Source organism: Pseudomonas sp. GW101-3H06, assembly GCF_059424605.1.
Window position 1 is genome coordinate 6,111,255 of the sequence record NZ_JBWKZO010000001.1, and the last position, 16,912, is coordinate 6,128,166.

At 60.5% G+C, this 16,912-nt stretch carries 15 protein-coding genes and 1 pseudogene; 10 read left to right on the forward strand and 6 right to left on the reverse strand.

All coding sequences use genetic code 11. The annotated features are described in order from the left end of the window. Positions 1–27 precede the first annotated feature (27 nt). The 4 genes from AC07ZE_RS28195 (at position 28) to AC07ZE_RS28210 (ending at position 3,251) form a co-directional block, all read left to right on the forward strand. On the forward strand, positions 28–573 hold the full coding sequence (locus AC07ZE_RS28195) for a twin-arginine translocation pathway signal protein (RefSeq protein ID WP_207267622.1): 546 nt from the start codon (positions 28–30) through the stop codon (positions 571–573). A gap of 133 nt (positions 574–706) precedes the next feature. Continuing rightward, positions 707–2,302 (forward strand): GMC family oxidoreductase, encoded by a 1,596-nt coding sequence (locus AC07ZE_RS28200; protein WP_207267623.1) that lies wholly within the window; start codon positions 707–709, stop codon positions 2,300–2,302. A gap of 115 nt (positions 2,303–2,417) precedes the next feature. Beyond that, positions 2,418–2,897 carry a pantetheine-phosphate adenylyltransferase gene (gene coaD / locus AC07ZE_RS28205; protein ID WP_040071510.1) on the forward strand — a complete coding sequence of 160 codons (480 nt, stop codon included), beginning with the start codon at positions 2,418–2,420 and terminating at the stop codon, positions 2,895–2,897. 102 nt (positions 2,898–2,999) lie between these two features. Then, on the forward strand, positions 3,000–3,251 hold the full coding sequence (locus AC07ZE_RS28210; RefSeq protein ID WP_003195146.1) for a YfhL family 4Fe-4S dicluster ferredoxin: 252 nt from the start codon (positions 3,000–3,002) through the stop codon (positions 3,249–3,251). Positions 3,252–3,269: 18 nt separating this feature from the next. On the opposite strand, the pseudogene AC07ZE_RS28215 reads toward AC07ZE_RS28210, so the two are convergent. From AC07ZE_RS28215 to AC07ZE_RS28225, 3 genes and pseudogenes are all read right to left on the reverse strand, one after another. Further along, a pseudogene (locus AC07ZE_RS28215) lies at positions 3,270–3,362 on the reverse strand (multidrug transporter); the annotation flags it as partial. A 29-nt stretch (positions 3,363–3,391) separates the two neighbouring features. Continuing rightward, entirely contained in the window at positions 3,392–4,204 is an 813-nt protein-coding gene (gene mutM, locus AC07ZE_RS28220) for a bifunctional DNA-formamidopyrimidine glycosylase/DNA-(apurinic or apyrimidinic site) lyase (RefSeq protein WP_207267624.1), read from the reverse strand. Continuing rightward, the gene (locus AC07ZE_RS28225) at positions 4,197–5,006 is read right to left on the reverse strand and encodes an HDOD domain-containing protein (protein WP_171017128.1); all 810 of its coding nucleotides are present in this window, start codon (positions 5,004–5,006) and stop codon (positions 4,197–4,199) included. The genes mutM and AC07ZE_RS28225 overlap by 8 nt, the downstream gene beginning before the upstream one ends. Positions 5,007–5,238: 232 nt before the next feature. On the opposite strand from AC07ZE_RS28225, the gene AC07ZE_RS28230 reads away from it, so the two are divergent. The 3 genes from AC07ZE_RS28230 (at position 5,239) to ilvD (ending at position 9,866) form a co-directional block, all read left to right on the forward strand. Further along, a complete protein-coding gene (locus AC07ZE_RS28230) occupies positions 5,239–6,435 on the forward strand; it encodes a class I SAM-dependent rRNA methyltransferase (RefSeq protein WP_137807381.1) in 1,197 nt (398 codons plus the stop codon). A 131-nt stretch (positions 6,436–6,566) separates the two neighbouring features. Beyond that, positions 6,567–7,766 (forward strand): MFS transporter, encoded by a 1,200-nt coding sequence (locus AC07ZE_RS28235; RefSeq protein WP_207267625.1) that lies wholly within the window; start codon positions 6,567–6,569, stop codon positions 7,764–7,766. Between the two features lie 258 nt (positions 7,767–8,024). Beyond that, positions 8,025–9,866, forward strand: coding sequence for a dihydroxy-acid dehydratase (gene ilvD, locus AC07ZE_RS28240; RefSeq protein ID WP_175387394.1), 1,842 nt, complete (start codon positions 8,025–8,027; stop codon positions 9,864–9,866). 179 nt (positions 9,867–10,045) lie between these two features. Here ilvD and AC07ZE_RS28245 read toward each other — a convergent pair whose 3' ends face one another. Then, the gene (locus tag AC07ZE_RS28245; RefSeq protein WP_207267626.1) at positions 10,046–11,101 is read right to left on the reverse strand and encodes an HAD family hydrolase; all 1,056 of its coding nucleotides are present in this window, start codon (positions 11,099–11,101) and stop codon (positions 10,046–10,048) included. Positions 11,102–11,340: 239 nt separating this feature from the next. Here AC07ZE_RS28245 and AC07ZE_RS28250 point away from each other — a divergent pair, with 239 nt between their 5' ends. Next, positions 11,341–12,732 (forward strand): L-cystine transporter, encoded by a 1,392-nt coding sequence (locus AC07ZE_RS28250; protein WP_207267627.1) that lies wholly within the window; start codon positions 11,341–11,343, stop codon positions 12,730–12,732. Between the two features lie 122 nt (positions 12,733–12,854). Here the strand turns inward: AC07ZE_RS28250 and AC07ZE_RS28255 are convergent, their stop codons facing one another. Next, positions 12,855–13,367, reverse strand: a complete 513-nt coding sequence (locus AC07ZE_RS28255) for a dihydrofolate reductase (RefSeq protein ID WP_207267628.1) — start codon at positions 13,365–13,367, stop codon at positions 12,855–12,857. Between the two features lie 85 nt (positions 13,368–13,452). Here AC07ZE_RS28255 and AC07ZE_RS28260 point away from each other — a divergent pair, with 85 nt between their 5' ends. Then, positions 13,453–14,823, forward strand: coding sequence for a DUF2868 domain-containing protein (locus AC07ZE_RS28260; protein ID WP_207267629.1), 1,371 nt, complete (start codon positions 13,453–13,455; stop codon positions 14,821–14,823). Next, a complete protein-coding gene (locus AC07ZE_RS28265) occupies positions 14,816–16,192 on the forward strand; it encodes a GTPase/DUF3482 domain-containing protein (RefSeq protein WP_207267630.1) in 1,377 nt (458 codons plus the stop codon). The genes AC07ZE_RS28260 and AC07ZE_RS28265 overlap by 8 nt, the downstream gene beginning before the upstream one ends. A gap of 68 nt (positions 16,193–16,260) precedes the next feature. On the opposite strand, the gene AC07ZE_RS28270 is transcribed toward AC07ZE_RS28265, so the two are convergent. Next, positions 16,261–16,818: a phosphonate degradation HD-domain oxygenase gene (locus AC07ZE_RS28270; RefSeq protein ID WP_207267631.1), complete on the reverse strand. Its 558-nt coding sequence runs from the start codon at positions 16,816–16,818 to the stop codon at positions 16,261–16,263. Positions 16,819–16,912 lie beyond the last annotated feature (94 nt).

A 16,912-nucleotide genomic window follows, 5' to 3' on the forward strand; every position in this document is an offset into this window, starting at 1 on the left:
GCTCAACGCCATCGGGTAAAAACAATAATGAGCCCAAGCCTGTCCGATTCCCCCGCGCTGTCACGGCGCGGCCTGCTCAAATTCAGCCTGGGCGCCAGTGCCTTTCTCGCCACCGCCGGGTTGGGGGCCAGTCTCAGCGGCTGCTCGTCGAACATCCCGGCCAGCGGTTTTTCGGCGTTGCGCAGTGGCGACCTGCTGTTTTTGCGTGCACTGATTCCGGTGATGCTTGAGGGTGCCGTGTCTGTTCAACAGATGCCCGACGCTGCCGAAGGCACTTTGAAAAGCCTGGACTTCAACCTCGATCACTTGTCGCCGGAAATGCTCAAGCTGACCCGTCAGTTGTTCGATGTGCTGGGAATGACTGTGACTCGGGGCCCGCTGACCGGCATCTGGGGCAGTTGGGAAAACGCCAGCAGTGATGAGATCCGGCATTTTCTCGATCGCTGGGAAAATAGTTCTCTGAGCCTGTTCCGCATGGGTCACAGCTCATTACTGCAACTGGTGATGATGGCCTGGTATGGGCGCAAGGAGTCTTGGGCGCAATGCGGGTATCCCGGACCGCCCACCGTTTAAAACCCTGTCGCCCCTTCGCGAGCGGGCTCGCTCCCACAAAAAGCGATGCGATCCCTTATGGGAGCTAGCCTGCTGGCGAAGTCAGCCGAATGAACAGCGCTCATTCAAACCATAACAACAAGAGAACCTGAAGATGCCCGTACCCGACCCGTTCCGCGAAGGCATGGCCCGTGGCTGGAAAACCCATGACGGCTCCCGACTGACCCAGGACCTGATCCTCGAAGCGGATGTGGCAATCATCGGCAGCGGCGCCGGTGGCGGGACCACGGCCGAAATCCTCAGCGCTGCCGGGTACAAGGTGCTGCTGATCGAAGAAGGCCCGCTCAAGACCAGCGGTGACTTCAAGCTGCTCGAAGACCAGGCCTACGCCAGCCTCTATCAGGAAGGCATCGGCCGAATGAGCAAGGATGGAGCGATCACCATCCTCCAGGGACGGGCGGTGGGCGGTACCACGTTGATCAACTGGACTTCCAGTTTCCGCACCCCCGAACCGACCCTGGAGCACTGGGCCAAAGAACACAATGTGAAGGGTCACAGTACGGCTGAAATGGCCCCGTGGTTCGAGAAAATGGAGCAACGCCTGGGCATCGCGCCGTGGATGGTTCCACCCAACGCCAACAACGATGTGATCCGCAAGGGCTGTGAAAAGCTCGGCTACAGCTGGCACGTGATCCCGCGCAATGTGCGCGGCTGCTGGAACATCGGTTACTGCGGCATGGGCTGCCCGACCAACGCCAAGCAATCGATGCTGGTCACCACCATTCCCGCCACCCTGGAAAAGGGTGGCGAGTTGCTGTACCTGGCCCGCGCCGAAAAAATCATGATCTCCGGCGACAAGGTCACTGGACTGCAATGCGTGGCGATGGACGAACGCTGTGTTGAGCCCACTGGCCGTAGCATTACGGTCAAAGCCCGGCATTACGTGCTGGCCGGCGGCGGGATCAACAGCCCGGCGCTGCTATTGCGCTCCAACGCGCCTGATCCCCACCAACGGCTGGGCAAACGGACCTTTCTGCATGTGGTGAACATGTCCGCAGGGCTGTTCGACGAGGTGATCAACCCGTTTTACGGGGCGCCGCAGTCGATCTATTCCGACCACTTCCAATGGCTGGACGGCACCACCGGCAAGATGGGCTACAAATTGGAGGTTCCACCGCTGCACCCCGCGCTGGCGGCGACGCTGCTCGGCGGTTTCGGCCAGGAGAATGCGCAGCACATGGCCGCCCTGCCGCACACCCACGCCATGCTCGCGCTGCTGCGCGATGGTTTCCACCCGGACAGCCCCGGCGGCAGTGTCGAACTGCGCGGGGACGGAACGCCGGTGCTCGATTACCAGGTTTCACCCTATGTCTGGGAGGGCCTGCGCCGGGCGTTCCACAGCATGGCCGAGATCCAGTTCGCCGGTGGCGCCAAAGCCGTGATGCCCATGCACGCTGATGCGCACTATGTAAAAAGCCTTGGCGAAGCGCGCAAATTGATTGATGGACTCAGCCTGGAGCTGTTTCGCACGCGGCTGGGCAGCGCCCATGTGATGGGCGGTTGTGCCATGGGCGAAGACCCGAAAACCGCCGTGACCGACAGCCTAGGCCGGCATCATCAACTGGGTAATCTGTCGATCCACGACGGCTCGCTGTTCCCCACCAGCATTGGCGCAAACCCGCAATTATCGGTGTATGGTCTGACGGCGCAACTGGCCACTTCTCTGGCTGAACGTTTAAAAACCCCATGAAAACGACGAACATTCTCATCGTCTATAGTGCTTTCTTACCCAACAGGCGACTTGGCCGACCGGTAATGCTGCGATACCATCCGACTCCCCAACGCACTCCCGCCAGGACGACGCGATGAACCGAGTGTTGTACCCAGGTACCTTCGACCCTATTACCAAGGGCCATGGCGATCTGGTCGAACGCGCCGCGCGCCTGTTCGATCACGTGATCATTGCTGTCGCCGCCAGCCCGAAGAAAAACCCGTTGTTTCCTCTGGAACAACGTGTGGAGCTGGCCCGCGAGGTCACCAAACATTTGCCGAACGTTGAAGTCGTCGGCTTCTCCACACTGCTGGCGCATTTCGCCAAAGAGCAGAACGCCAACGTGTTCCTGCGTGGTTTGCGCGCGGTTTCGGACTTCGAGTACGAGTTCCAGTTGGCCAACATGAACCGGCAACTGGCCCCGGATGTGGAAAGTCTGTTTCTAACCCCATCCGAACGTTATTCGTTCATTTCCTCGACGCTGGTCCGTGAAATTGCAGCCCTGGGTGGTGATATCACCAAGTTTGTCCACCCAGCGGTCGCCGACGCCCTGACCCTGCGATTCAAGAAGTAACCACCGCTTAATCGGCGCCCGCGTGCACTGCGGGCGCCAATGCGGCACAATTACGCGCATTGATTTATTGCGCCCGGGCTTGCCGCCCCGGCTGGAGTTAGCATGTCCCTGATCATCACCGACGATTGCATCAACTGCGACGTCTGCGAACCCGAGTGCCCGAACGCCGCCATTTCCCAAGGCGAAGAGATCTATGTGATCGATCCGAACCTGTGCACACAGTGCGTCGGCCACTACGATGAACCGCAGTGCCAGCAGGTCTGCCCGGTGGATTGCATTCCGCTGGACGAAGCCCATCCGGAGACTGAAGAGCAGTTGATGGAGAAGTACCGGAAGATTACCGGCAAGGCTTGAGTCTTCAATTACCTGTGCCGACGCCTTCGCCGGATCGACCACCAGCGCCTGCCCCGCGTCACCCACTCCACCGCCAAACGCGGTAAAGGGTAGCGACACCACAAACGCTCCCAGAACACTGACTATAGACCGTCGGCGTTTCAGCTCTGGCAGCGCGGGCAAAAGACGCTGGCGCGCTGCCCGAGTTTCACTTCGCGCAATTGCGCACCGCAGACCTTGCAGTGCTCGGCGCCTCGGCCGTACACGAACAGCTCCTGCTGGAAATAGCCAGGCTGACCATCACCCCCGATAAAGTCCCGCAACGTGGTACCACCGCGCTCGATGGCGGCGGCCAGGATGCGTTTGATCTCGATCGCCAGCTTCAGATATCGAGTCCGGGAAATGCTCTTGGCCTCCCGCCGCGGGTCGATACCAGCGGCGAACAGCGCTTCGGTCGCGTAGATATTGCCGACGCCGACCACCACCGCGTTGTCCATGATGAACGGCTTGACCGCCATCGAACGCCCGCGAGACAGCTGGAACAAGCGTTCGCCGTCGAACAGGTCGGTCAGCGGCTCCGGCCCCAGGCGAATCAACAGTTCATGATTGAGCGGGTCGAGACTCCAGAGCATCGCGCCAAACCGACGTGGGTCGGTGTATCGCAAGGCCAGGCCCGACTCCAGTTCGATGTCCACATGCTCGTGCTTGGCCGCCGGCAGGCCGACTTCCACCAGACGCAAATTCCCCGACATGCCCAAATGGCTGATCAAGGTGCCGACTTCAGCATTGATCAGCAGGTACTTGGCGCGCCGCTCCACCAGCACGATGCGCTGGCCGGACAGGCGCACATCAAGATCTTCGGGAATCGGCCAACGCAGGCGGCGATCGCGCACGATCACCCGGCTGACGCGCTGCCCCTCCAGGTGTGGGGCAATGCCACGGCGGGTGGTTTCGACTTCTGGCAGTTCAGGCATGGAGGTCGCGGATCGTCTGTTTGAGGGTCTCGAAATCGTAATCCGAGAGGCCGACGTAATCGAGCACCAGATGCGCGATGCTGTTCCATTCATGGTCTTCGGTCTGGTTGCCCAGCACCCGGTAGGACGCACAAATGTGCTCGGCCATCTTCAGGATCGCCAACAGGTTTTTCAGCGAACTGTTGCGCGACGACTCATCGCTGAAGATCGCCAGGGCATTGTGGTGATTGGCGATCGCAGCCGTGACGTGGTCCGGCAGGCGCCAGGATTTGGCCGTGTAATAGCCGACCACCGCGTGGTTGGTGTTGAACGCCTGGTTTTCGGTGTCCACCACCCGACAATCGGGACCGGCGTTGGCGTAGGCCTGTTCCAGCACCGTCATGTATTCGGGAAAACGCTGGAGCATCAGCGGCACGCCACAGTCGTGGAACAGACCCAGGGCGTACGCTTCGTCGCCGGCCTGGACCCCGATGCGCTTGGCCAGGGTCAGGCAGGTCATCGCGACGTCCTGCGCGGTGTCCCAGAAACGGTTCAAGGTGACGATGGTTTCGTCGTTCATCTCACCCTTGATCGACTGCGCGTTGATCAGGTTGATGATCGAGCGGCTGCCCAGCAGATTCACCGCGCGCTGGATCGAGGCGATCTTGTTGGTCAAACCGTAATACGGCGAGTTGACGATTTTCAGCAAGGCACCGGAGAGACCCGGGTCCTGGGAAATCAGCTTCGCGATCACGTCCAGATCCGGGTCTGGCATGTACTGCTCCATCTGCAGATCCACCATGATCTGCGGTTGGGCCGGCACACTGATACCTTGCAGGGATTGCTGGATTTGTTCGGGAGTCAACTCTTGGGACATAGGTACGCACTCTGGGCCAGGCGCAGATTCTAGCTTCTAAAAATTGGATCCGACACCTTGGCCGGTCCATCGGCTGAAGTTTCATCTAACCCCGGGCTTGATCCACCGCATGTCTATCCGCCGCGCCGTGGCCTTGTGCAACACGCTATACTCCCGCTCTTTTTTCCGGAGCGACGTCATGTCCCTGCCTAGCCTGCGCCTCAAAGCCAACGCCGACCGCCGTCTGCGCAACGGTCATTTGTGGGTCTATAGCAACGAAATCGATGTAGCGGCGACCCCTTTGCACGGTTTCAAGGCCGGCGATCAGGCGATCCTCGAAGCCGCCGGCGGCAAGCCGCTGGGCATCGTCGCCATGAGCCCGAACAACCTCATCTGCGCCCGCCTGCTGTCGCGCGACATCAAGTTGCCGCTGGACAAGTCGCTGCTGGTGCATCGCCTGAACGTGGCCCTGTCGCTGCGCGATCGCCTGTTCGACAAGCCGTTCTATCGCCTGGTCTACGGCGATTCCGACCTGCTGCCGGGTCTGGTGGTCGATCGTTTCGGCGACATTCTGGTGGTGCAGATCGCCTCGGCGACCATGGAAGCCCACAAGGACGACGTGATCGCGGCGCTGACCCAGGTGCTCAAGCCGAGCGGCATTCTGTTCAAGAACGACTCTGCGGCCCGTGACGCCGAAGGCCTGAACCGCTACGTCGAAACCGTGTTCGGCCTGGTGCCGGAATGGGTGGCACTGGAAGAGAACGGCGTGAAGTTCGAAGCACCGGTCATTCAGGGCCAGAAAACCGGCTGGTTCTACGACCACCGCATGAACCGCGCACGCCTGGCACCGTATGCCAAGGGCAAGCGCGTACTGGACCTGTACAGCTACATCGGCGGCTGGGGCGTGCAAGCGGCGGCGTTCGGCGCCAGCGAAGTGTTCTGCGTCGACGCATCGGCCTTCGCCCTCGACGGCGTCGAGCGCAACGCCGCGCTGAACGGTTTCGCCGAGAAAATGACCTGCATCGAAGGCGACGTATTCGAAGCCCTCAAAGAGCTCAAAGCCAGCGAAGAACGTTTCGACGTGATCGTGGCCGACCCACCGGCGTTCATCAAACGCAAAAAAGACATGAAAAACGGCGAAGGCGCCTACCGCCGCCTGAACGAGCAAGCCATGCGCCTGCTGACCAAGGACGGCATCCTGTTCAGCGCCTCCTGCTCGATGCACCTGCCGGAAGACGACCTGCAGAACATCCTGCTGACCAGCGCCCGTCATCTGGACCGCAACATCCAGATGCTGGAACGTGGCGGCCAGGGCCCGGATCATCCGGTGCATCCGGCGATTGCAGAGACACGCTACATCAAGAGCATTACTTGTCGGTTGCTGCCTAACAGCTAACCGCTATCTGATTGCGGGAGCGAGTCAGCTCGTTCCCGCAACAGATTCAGAACAGTCCCACACTTGCTGCATTGACTTCCCTGTTCATCAAGTCGACTCTCGACCCCCCTCACGGATCGAGAGCGTTGTTGATGAACCCTTCCACGCACGCCGCGAAAAAATCGTCGCTCATCCTGCTGTTGATGACCATGACGCTACTGGGCGTTTTTCCGCTGGACGTCGTACTTCCTTCCTTTCCCGCTCTCTCTGACTACTACCAGACATCACCGTCCGACATTACCCTGTCCGTCAGTTTATTTGCCATTGGCCTGGCGTTGTCCGTGCTGCTGATCGGACCGTTTTCCGACCTGTGGGGACGCAAGAGACTGCTGCTCGGCGGTATCGCCATCGCTGCGATTGGCGCCGCGGGCTGCCTGGTTTCCAGCGAATACAGCTGGTTTCTGTTCTTTCGGGTCATCCAGGCAGTGGGGTGCGGATCCTTTGCGTTGTCACAGGCGCTGATTCAGGATTTGTTCGTCGGCAGGGAACAGGAGCGAATCAGGATCTGGATGACGACCGGCAGCGGGGTGTTCATTTCCATATCGCCGCTACTTGGCACCTGGCTGCAAATGCATCTGGGCTGGCAAGGCAGCTTTTATGTCTTTATGGCGTTGGCGGCCATTGTCTGGATAAGGGCCAGTGCCCTGCTCAAGGAAACTTCGCGCAGTCGCAATATGTCGTCCGGCGGCTTTTTCAGTGCCTACTGGCGGTTGTGTTCCGATTTTAGCTTCATGGGTTACTGGCTGATTTCGGCCCTGGCTTTTGCCTGTCATTTTTCATTCATCGTCATATCGCCCATCATTTTCATGGAGCGTCTGGGGCTCTCATCATACGAATTCGCCTGGGCATTGTTGCTGTATGGCGTGGCTTATGTGTTCGGCGGGATAGTCGCCAGCGCGCTGCATCGGCGTCTGCAGGCCAATACGCAGATTATTGTCGGCCTGGGGCTGATCGCACTGTCGGGGCTGGTCATGCTGTGGCTGGCGAATCAATTCGGTCTCACTGCCGCTGCGGTGCTGATTCCCATGCTCATTTGTACGGCCGGCACCACCATTGCCAGGCCTATCGCCAACTCCAAAGCCATGACCCTCTATCCACATGATGGCGGTACGTCCTCCTCGGTCGGCGGCCTAATGATCTTCATCTGCGGAGGTGTGATTAGCGCCGTGATCAATTTCGCCTCAGAGAACCTGACTACCGCGCTGGCCTTGTGTTTCCTTATCTTGAGCGCAGCGGGTCTTGGCTTGAACACATTGATCATGCAGCGGAGTCTGGCGGCGAAAGTGAGCTGATACCTGCCAGTCGTCATCCCACACGCTTCGTCAACACTGGATCAACACTTCCCGGCATTCCCTCCAGCCGCCAGCCGTGTAGAATCGCGACATTCATCGCCAGTCATCCCCCGGCGGGTTTATGAGCTCAAGCTGAAGCGCGCGGCGATCCCGCAAAGTTATCGGCAGCTTCCGGACACACGGCCATTTCCGGGTGATCCAGACGTCAATAGAAGCTCACTTCCCTTTTGATACCTGATTAGCCGCCCGGAGTGCTTCATGCCTGATTACCGCTCGAAAACATCCACCCATGGCCGCAACATGGCCGGCGCCCGCGCACTGTGGCGCGCCACGGGGATGAAAGATGACGACTTCAAAAAGCCGATCATCGCCATTGCCAACTCCTTCACCCAGTTCGTACCGGGCCACGTCCACCTCAAGGACCTGGGCCAACTGGTCGCCCGCGAGATCGAACGCGCCGGCGGTGTGGCAAAAGAATTCAACACCATCGCGGTCGATGACGGCATCGCCATGGGCCACGACGGCATGCTGTATTCGCTGCCGAGCCGCGAGATCATCGCCGACTCCGTCGAGTACATGGTCAACGCCCATTGCGCCGACGCCATTGTCTGCATCTCCAACTGCGACAAGATCACCCCGGGCATGCTGATGGCTGCCCTGCGCCTGAACATTCCGGTGATCTTCGTTTCCGGCGGCCCGATGGAAGCCGGCAAGACCAAACTGGCCAGCCACGGTCTCGACCTGGTCGACGCCATGGTGATCGCCGCCGACTCCAGCGCTTCTGACGAGAAGGTTGCCGAGTACGAGCGCAGCGCCTGCCCGACCTGCGGTTCGTGTTCCGGCATGTTCACCGCCAACTCGATGAACTGCCTGGTCGAAGCCCTGGGCCTGGCCTTGCCGGGCAACGGTTCGACCCTGGCCACCCACAGCGACCGCGAACAGCTGTTCCTGCAGGCCGGTCGCACCATCGTCGAGCTGTGCAAGCGTTACTACGGCGAAAACGACCAGTCGGTACTGCCGCGCAACATCGCCAACTTCCAGGCGTTCGAAAACGCCATGACCCTGGACATCGCCATGGGCGGTTCCACCAACACCATCCTGCACTTGCTGGCCGCCGCCCAGGAAGCCGAGATCGATTTCGACCTGCGCGACATCGACCGCCTTTCGCGCAACGTGCCGCAACTGTGCAAGGTCGCGCCGAACATCCAGAAGTACCACATGGAAGACGTGCACCGTGCCGGCGGGATCTTCAGCATCCTCGGCTCCCTGGCCCGTGGCGGCCTGCTGCACACCCAGTTGCCGACCGTGCACAGCCGCAGCATGGAAGAAGCCATCGCCAAATGGGACATCACCCAGACCGACGACGAAGCGGTGCATCACTTCTTCAAGGCCGGCCCTGCGGGCATCCCGACCCAAACCGCGTTCAGCCAGTCGACCCGTTGGGAAACCCTGGACGACGACCGTGAAAACGGCTGCATCCGCAGTGTCGAGCACGCCTACTCGCAAGAAGGCGGCCTGGCCGTTCTCTACGGCAACATCGCCCTGGACGGCTGCGTGGTGAAAACCGCCGGCGTCGACGAGTCGATCCACGTGTTCGAAGGCAACGCCAAGATCTTCGAAAGCCAGGACAGCGCCGTGCGCGGGATCCTCGCCGACGAAGTGAAAGAAGGCGACATCGTCATCATTCGCTACGAAGGCCCGAAAGGCGGCCCGGGCATGCAGGAAATGCTCTATCCGACTTCGTACCTGAAATCCAAAGGCCTGGGCAAAGCCTGCGCCCTGCTCACCGACGGTCGTTTCTCCGGCGGCACCTCGGGCCTGTCCATCGGCCACGCTTCGCCTGAAGCCGCTGCCGGTGGCGCGATTGGCCTGGTGCAGGACGGCGACAAAGTGCTGATCGACATTCCGAACCGCTCGATCAACCTGTTGATCAGCGACGAAGAACTGGCCGCGCGCCGCGTCGAGCAGGACAAGAAAGGCTGGAAGCCGGTGGAAGTGCGCCCACGTAAAGTGACCACTGCCCTGAAAGCCTACGCCCTGCTGGCGACCAGTGCTGACAAGGGTGCTGTGCGTAACAAGGCGATGCTTGACGGGCTTTGATGCTTAACTGTTGAACAAAAAATACCCCGCCAAGTGCGGGGTATTTTTTTGCCCGGTAGAAATCTCCCAAATGCTGAAGATCAACTGTGGGAGCGAGCCTGCTCGCGAAAGCGGTGTGTCATTCAACATCAGTGCTGAATGTGACGCCCCCTTCGCGAGCAGGCTCGCTCCCACAGGTTTTACTGAATATCTTCAGGTTTTACGATCACCCAATTCTTGTCCGCCGTCACCGGCAGCCCTTCCTTGGCCTGGGCCGCGGCGTTCTTGGCCATCATGCCGTTGATCTGGGTCATGTACTTGTCCTTGCGGTTGACCCACAGGTGGATGCCGCCCTTGGCCACGTCGACACCGTGGAACAGCATGTAGCCGTCACTGGTCGGGGTGTCGCCACCGACGAGGACCGGTTTTTTCCATTCATCGATGTAGGTCAGGATCGCGGCATGCTTGCCGGCCATCCAGGTCGCCGGAGTCCACAGGTACGGGGTCAGTTCCAGGCCGAGGTTGGCCTTCTGGTCATACTTGCCGGCGGTGATCTGCTTGCGCGCGGTGGTCAGTTCGCCAGTCTTTTGGTCCTTGAGCAGCAATGACACGCCGATCACGTTCTGCGGTTTGACGTTGTAGCCGTACTTCGGATCGGCCGCGACCATGCGCACCAGTTCTTCAGAGGCGGCGGTCATCACGTAGACCTCGATGCCGTTCTCCATCAGCTTGTTGTACAGCTCTTGCTGGCCAGTGAAGATTTTCGGTGGGTTGACGTCGAGCTTCTTGACCACATCGCCTTCGTAGTAAGTGGCCGGCACCGGTTTACCGGAAGCCATCAACTCATCGACATAGCCCTTGAGTTCCTTGAGCGTGAAGCCGGAAAACACCTGGGCGACCCATGGATAGCAAACCATGTCGTCGAGTTCGCAGAGGCGGTAGTAGTAGCTGAACAGGCTTTCCTTATGGTCGGCGGTGTCCTTGAACGGCATCAGTTTCAGGGAGGGGTCGAGTTTGTCGCGGGTGATCAGGCCCTTGTTCTCCATGAACGGCAGCAACGACTCTTCGAGGTCGTAGCGGTAACTGGTGTTGTCCATATCGAACACCGCGTAGTTACCTTTGTTGGCGTTGGCGGCGATCATCGCGTCCAGCGCCTTGGCCTGATCGGCAGGCCAGTGTTTCAGATCCGTGGCGAGTACCTGGCCGGCAAGGCCCAGGCAAAGAGCTGCAGCCAGTAATTTCGGTGCTAACTTCATCGACTTTCTCCCTGAGTGAAAGACATCGACGCTAACAAATAAGTGTGACAGTCCTCGTCCGTCAGCGACCGCCAACGTGCCTATCGCGCCAGCCGTATTCCCAAAAGCGACACACGCTTATTCCAAAAACGACAGTTTCAAGACGTTTTCGATATTAATTCATTGGAAATCAAGCTGTTAGGCTTGCCGGTTCGCAGCTGCCCCGCAAGGCAGTTGGCATATGTCTAATGGGAGTTCCAATGAATCTGCCGCTGATTCTCAACTTGCTGGTGTTCCTCGCTTTGCTCTTCGTCCTGGCGCAAACCCGCCAGACTACATTTAGCCTGGCAAAAAAGGTCCTGCTCGCACTGGTGCTGGGCGTGGTGTTCGGTGTGTCGCTGCACACTGTTTACGGCACCGGCAATCCGGTGCTCAAAGCCTCGATCGGCTGGTTCGATCTGGTGGGTAACGGTTATGTACAGCTGCTGCAAATGATCGTCATCCCGCTGGTGTTCGCCTCGATCCTCAGTGCCGTGGCACGTCTGCACAGCGCCTCGTCGCTGGGCAAGATCAGCTTCCTGACCATCGGCACGTTGCTGTTCACCACGTCCATCGCGGCGCTGATCGGCATCGGCCTGACCAACCTGTTCGGCCTGACCGCCGAAGGCCTGGTGGCCGGCACCCAGGAAATGGCGCGTCTGCAAACCATTCAGACTGACTATGCGGGCAAGGTCGCAGACCTGAATGTGCCGCAATTGCTGCTGTCGTTCATTCCGCAAAACCCGTTCGCCGATCTGGCGCGGGCCAAACCGACGTCGATCATCAGCGTGGTGATCTTCGCCGCCTTCCTCGGCATCGCGGCTCTGCAACTGCTCAAGGATGACGTGGAAAAAGGTCAGAAAGTGATCAACGCCATCGACACCCTGCAAGCCTGGGTGATGCGCCTGGTGCGCTTGGTGATGAAGCTGACCCCCTACGGCGTCTTGGCGCTGATGACCAAAGTGGTCGCGGGTTCCAACCTGCAGGACATCATCAAGCTCGGCAGTTTCGTGGTGGTTTCCTACATCGGCCTTGGCCTGATGTTTGTCGTCCATGGCCTGCTGGTGTCGGCTGCGGGGATCAATCCGCTGCGCTTCTTCCGCAAGATCTGGCCGGTGCTGACATTTGCTTTCACCAGCCGGTCGAGCGCGGCGACGATCCCGTTGAGCATTGAAGCGCAGACCCGTCGTTTGGGTATTGCGCAGTCCGTCGCCAGCTTCGCCGCATCGTTCGGCGCGACCATTGGCCAGAACGGTTGTGCCGGTCTGTACCCGGCGATGTTGGCGGTAATGGTGGCGCCGACCGTGGGCATCAATCCACTGGACCCGCTGTGGATCGCGACGCTGGTGGCGATTGTGACCTTGAGTTCGGCGGGTGTGGCCGGGGTAGGCGGCGGTGCGACCTTCGCCGCCCTGATCGTGTTGCCGGCGATGGGTTTGCCGGTTTCACTCGTGGCGTTGCTCATCTCGGTCGAGCCGTTGATCGATATGGGGCGTACGGCGCTGAACGTCAGTGGTTCGATCACGGCCGGTGCGATTACCAGCCAGGTGATGCAGCAGACGGATAAAGCGCTGCTGGAGGCGGATGAGCATTCGGCGTTGGCGCACGCTTAAATTCTTTAGCGTCTGATCTGGCCTCATCGCCAGCAGGCTGGCTTCCACAGGGATTTTGGGTGTTCACACAATCTGTGTTTCAGCTCAAACCCACTGTGGGAGCCAGCCTGCTGGCGATGCTTTTAGGCTTTTTCCCAGACTTCGAAGTTGTACGCCGGTTTGTCATCTACTGCCGGATTCTCGATGTTGGAAACCAGCTTCCATTCCTTCAAATCAAACTCCGGAAACCACGCATCCCCTTCCGGGCTCAACGCCACGCGCGTCAAATACAACCGATCAGCCTGCGCCAGCCCCTGCGCATACAACTGCGCCCCGCCAATCAGCATCAGCTCATCGACACCCTGCTCTTTCGCCCATTGCTCGGCGCGAACCACGGCGGCTTCCAGCGACGGATAAACCTCCGCGCCTTCCAGCACCAGATCCGCCTGACGGCTGACCACGATGTTCAAGCGACCCGGCAACGGACGACCGAGGGAATCCCAGGTCTTGCGCCCCATGATGATCGGCTTGCCCAGGGTAGTGGCCTTGAAGTATTTGAAGTCCCCCGGCAAGTGCCAGGGCATGCTGTTGTCGATGCCGATCACACGGTTTTCACCGAGGGCTGCGATCAAGCTGAGGGGGAGTGATTTAGTCATGCCGGCGAGGATACCAGAGCCTCGCTTACCCCGATAAGCGCCACAGCGGTTATGCTCACAGCTCAATTAAGCGACGGGATGCCGCGTGACTGAACTGAATAACCTCTGGCTGACAGAAACCATTCGCCTGCGCGAAGAACATGCAGGTCCCCTGGAAGACCTGGAAGCCAATCGCCTGGCCCGCAGCGCGGGCGGCGACCTGCCGACACGCATTCAACGCCGGGCCCTGTGGCTGGCCGAACGGGATGGTTTGGGCGACGCGCTCAAGCACTGGCTACAAGGGGCACGACTGGCGTTGATCGTACTGGCGGTGCTAGCCGTGGTCAGCGGCACCGGCCTGGCGTTTGCCGCGCTGGGCGATGGGCAGACACCGGTGAATGTGTTCTGGGCTTTGGGGAGTCTGCTCGGGCTCAATCTGATTTTGCTGCTGAGCTGGGCGATAGGTCTGGTGTTTGCCGGCGAGCACGGCGCCAGCCTTGGACGCCTGTGGTTATGGCTCAGCGAAAAGCTCGCCCGCGACGCCAAGGCCGCACAGTTGGCGCCTGCCCTGCTCTTGTTGTTGCAACGACAGAAACTCAATCGGTGGGCCATCGGCGCACTGGTCAACGGTTTATGGTTGCTGGCCATGCTCAGTGCGCTGGTGATGCTGCTGACCCTGATGGCCACCCGGCGCTACGGTTTCGTCTGGGAAACGACCCTGCTGGGTGCGAACACCTTTATCACCATGACCCAAGGCCTCGGCGCCCTGCCGGCAGCGCTCGGTTTCAGCGTACCGACCGAAGAAATGATCCGTGCCAGTGGCGATGCCGCGCTGAACATCGAAAGCGCCCGCCAGGCCTGGGCTGCCTGGCTGGTCGGTGTGCTGCTGGTCTTTGGCGTTATACCGCGACTGCTGCTGGCGGTGTTTTGCCTGTGGCGTTGGAAAAGCGGTCAAGCAAAGCTGCATCTGGATTTGAACCTGCCCGGTTATGCGCAGTTGCGTGAGCGTCTGATGCCCACCAGCGAACGCCTGGGTATTAGCGATGAAGCGCCTGCGCAACTGCATCGGGTTCAAAGCGGCGTCAGCGACCAACAAAGCGACGGCGCATTGCTGGTGGCCATCGAGCTGGATGACCAACGCCCATGGCCGCCGCAATTGCCGAAGAATGTGAGCAACGCCGGCATTCTCGACAGCCGTGAATCGCGACACAAACTCCTCGAACAGCTCAGCCGTTTCCCCCCGGCCCGCCTGGCCATCGCTTGCGATCCACAGCGTTCGCCAGATCGCGGCAGCCTGGCGCTGATCGCCGAACTGGCCCGTAGCGCCAGCGCCACTCGCGTATGGCTGCTGCAACCGCCGCCCGGCGAAGCGCTGGATGCCGACCGCCTTGGTGATTGGCATGCAGCACTGCAACAGTTGGAGCTGCCGTTTGCCGATTGTGCGCCGCTGAGTTGGCTGGAGACGGGTCATGACTAATATCAGAAGCGGGCCTCTCAAACTCGCCGTGGTCGGCCACACCAACGTCGGCAAAACCTCGTTGCTGCGAACCCTGACCCGGGATGTCGGCTTCGGCGAAGTCTCCCATCGTCCCAGCACCACGCGCCATGTCGAGGGTGCGCGCTTGTCGGTGGACGGCGAACCCTTGCTCGACTTGTTCGACACACCCGGCCTGGAAGACGCCATCGCCCTGCTCGATTACCTCGAACGCCTGGAGCGCCCCGGCGAACGCCTCGACGGCCCGGCGCGACTGACGCGATTCCTGGAAGGCAGTGAAGCGCGGCAGCGTTTCGAACAGGAAGCCAAAGTACTGCGACAGCTGCTGACCTGCGATGCCGGCCTCTACGTGATCGACGCCCGCGAACCGGTGCTGGCCAAGTACCGCGACGAACTGGAAGTGCTGGCTGGGTGTGGCAAGCCGCTGCTGCCGGTGCTGAATTTCGTCAGCAGCGCCAATCACCGCGAACCGGCGTGGCGTGAAGCACTGGCGCGCCTGGGCCTGCATGCGTTGGTGCGATTCGACAGCGTCGCGCCGCCGGAGGATGGCGAGCGCCGACTCTATGAAAGCCTCGCACTTCTGTTGGAACATGCTCGTCCACAACTTGAGCGGTTGATTGCCGATCAACAGGCTCAACGCCTGGCCCGCCAACAAAGTGCGGCGCGTCTGATAGCCGAATTATTGATCGATTGCGCCGCCTGCCGTCGCAGCGTGGTCAGCGAGGCCGAGCAGGAGCAGCAAGCCATTGGCGACCTGCGCAAAGCCGTTCGCCAACGGGAGCAGCGTTGCGTCGAAGCCCTGCTCAAGCTCTATGCCTTCCGCCCACAAGACGCGGCGGCCAGCGACTTGCCGCTGCTCGACGGCCGTTGGGGCGATGACCTGTTCAACCCCGAAACCCTCAAGCAACTGGGCGTGCGGGTCGGCGGCGGGATCGCGGCTGGCGCGGCAGCCGGGGCTGGAGTCGACTTGCTGGTCGGTGGCATTACGCTTGGCGCCGCCGCACTGGCCGGGGCCATCGCCGGTGGCGCCCTGCAAACCGCGCGCAGTTATGGCAGCCGGTTGTTGGGCAAGATCAAAGGCCAGCGTGAACTGACTGTCGATGATCAGGTGCTGCGGCTGCTGGCGCTACGCCAGCGGCAACTGCTGCAAGCGCTGGACGCCCGTGGGCACGCGGCGATAGACAGCATCCAGGTGGCCACGCCCCAGGACAAATCCTGGCGCGAAGGCAAGTTGCCCGAAGCCCTGAACAAGGCGCGCGCGCATCCGCAGTGGTCGTCGCTCAATACGCATGCGAAGTTGAATCAGGCGGAGCGGCAGGAGCAGATTGAAGCATTGGCGCAGCAACTGTAGGGGCGGCGTTGTATGGGCCGGCCCCTTCGCGAGCGGGCTCGCGAAGGCCGCACCTCGGTCCAGCAATGCTATGCATCCAGCAGACGCGCCGCTTTTTCCTTCAAGATGCCAAGATCAATGACCGGCACATGCATCTCCTTGGCCTGCTCATCCCACTGCCGCATGCGCAGACTGACTTCGCACAGCGGGTCCTGTTCGAAGGCCGCAGCTTCGGCAGCCGTCATCACCCCACCCTGATACGCCAACGTCCGGCGGCTGGCCTCGCTCAAACGCTCGTGATACCCCGGCTCCCTGAGCGTCAGGTAGCGCTTGGCCTGAACGTGATACTCCACCAAACGCGCCATGCGCTCGCTGAAACCAGCGCTGCGCAGGTAATCGGCGCCCAGCCGTTCATGGCTGACCACACCAAAGCCGCCCATGTTCTCGGCACCTTCAGCGCAGATATGCCCGATGTCGTGGAAAAACGCGGCGAGCACCACTTCGTCATCGAAGCCTTCGGCCATCGCACACTGCGCGGCCTGGGACATGTGTTCGATCTGCGACACCGGTTCACCGATGTAATCGCTGTCGCCGAAGCGTTCGTACAGGGCGAACACCTTAGCGACCACCTGTTCGTTGTGGTTCATCAGAAATCTCTCGATGAAGTGGGATTTGCGTTGAATGGTAGACCGCTTTCGCGAACAGGCTCGCTCCCCCAGGTGACCACATCCCCCTGTGGGA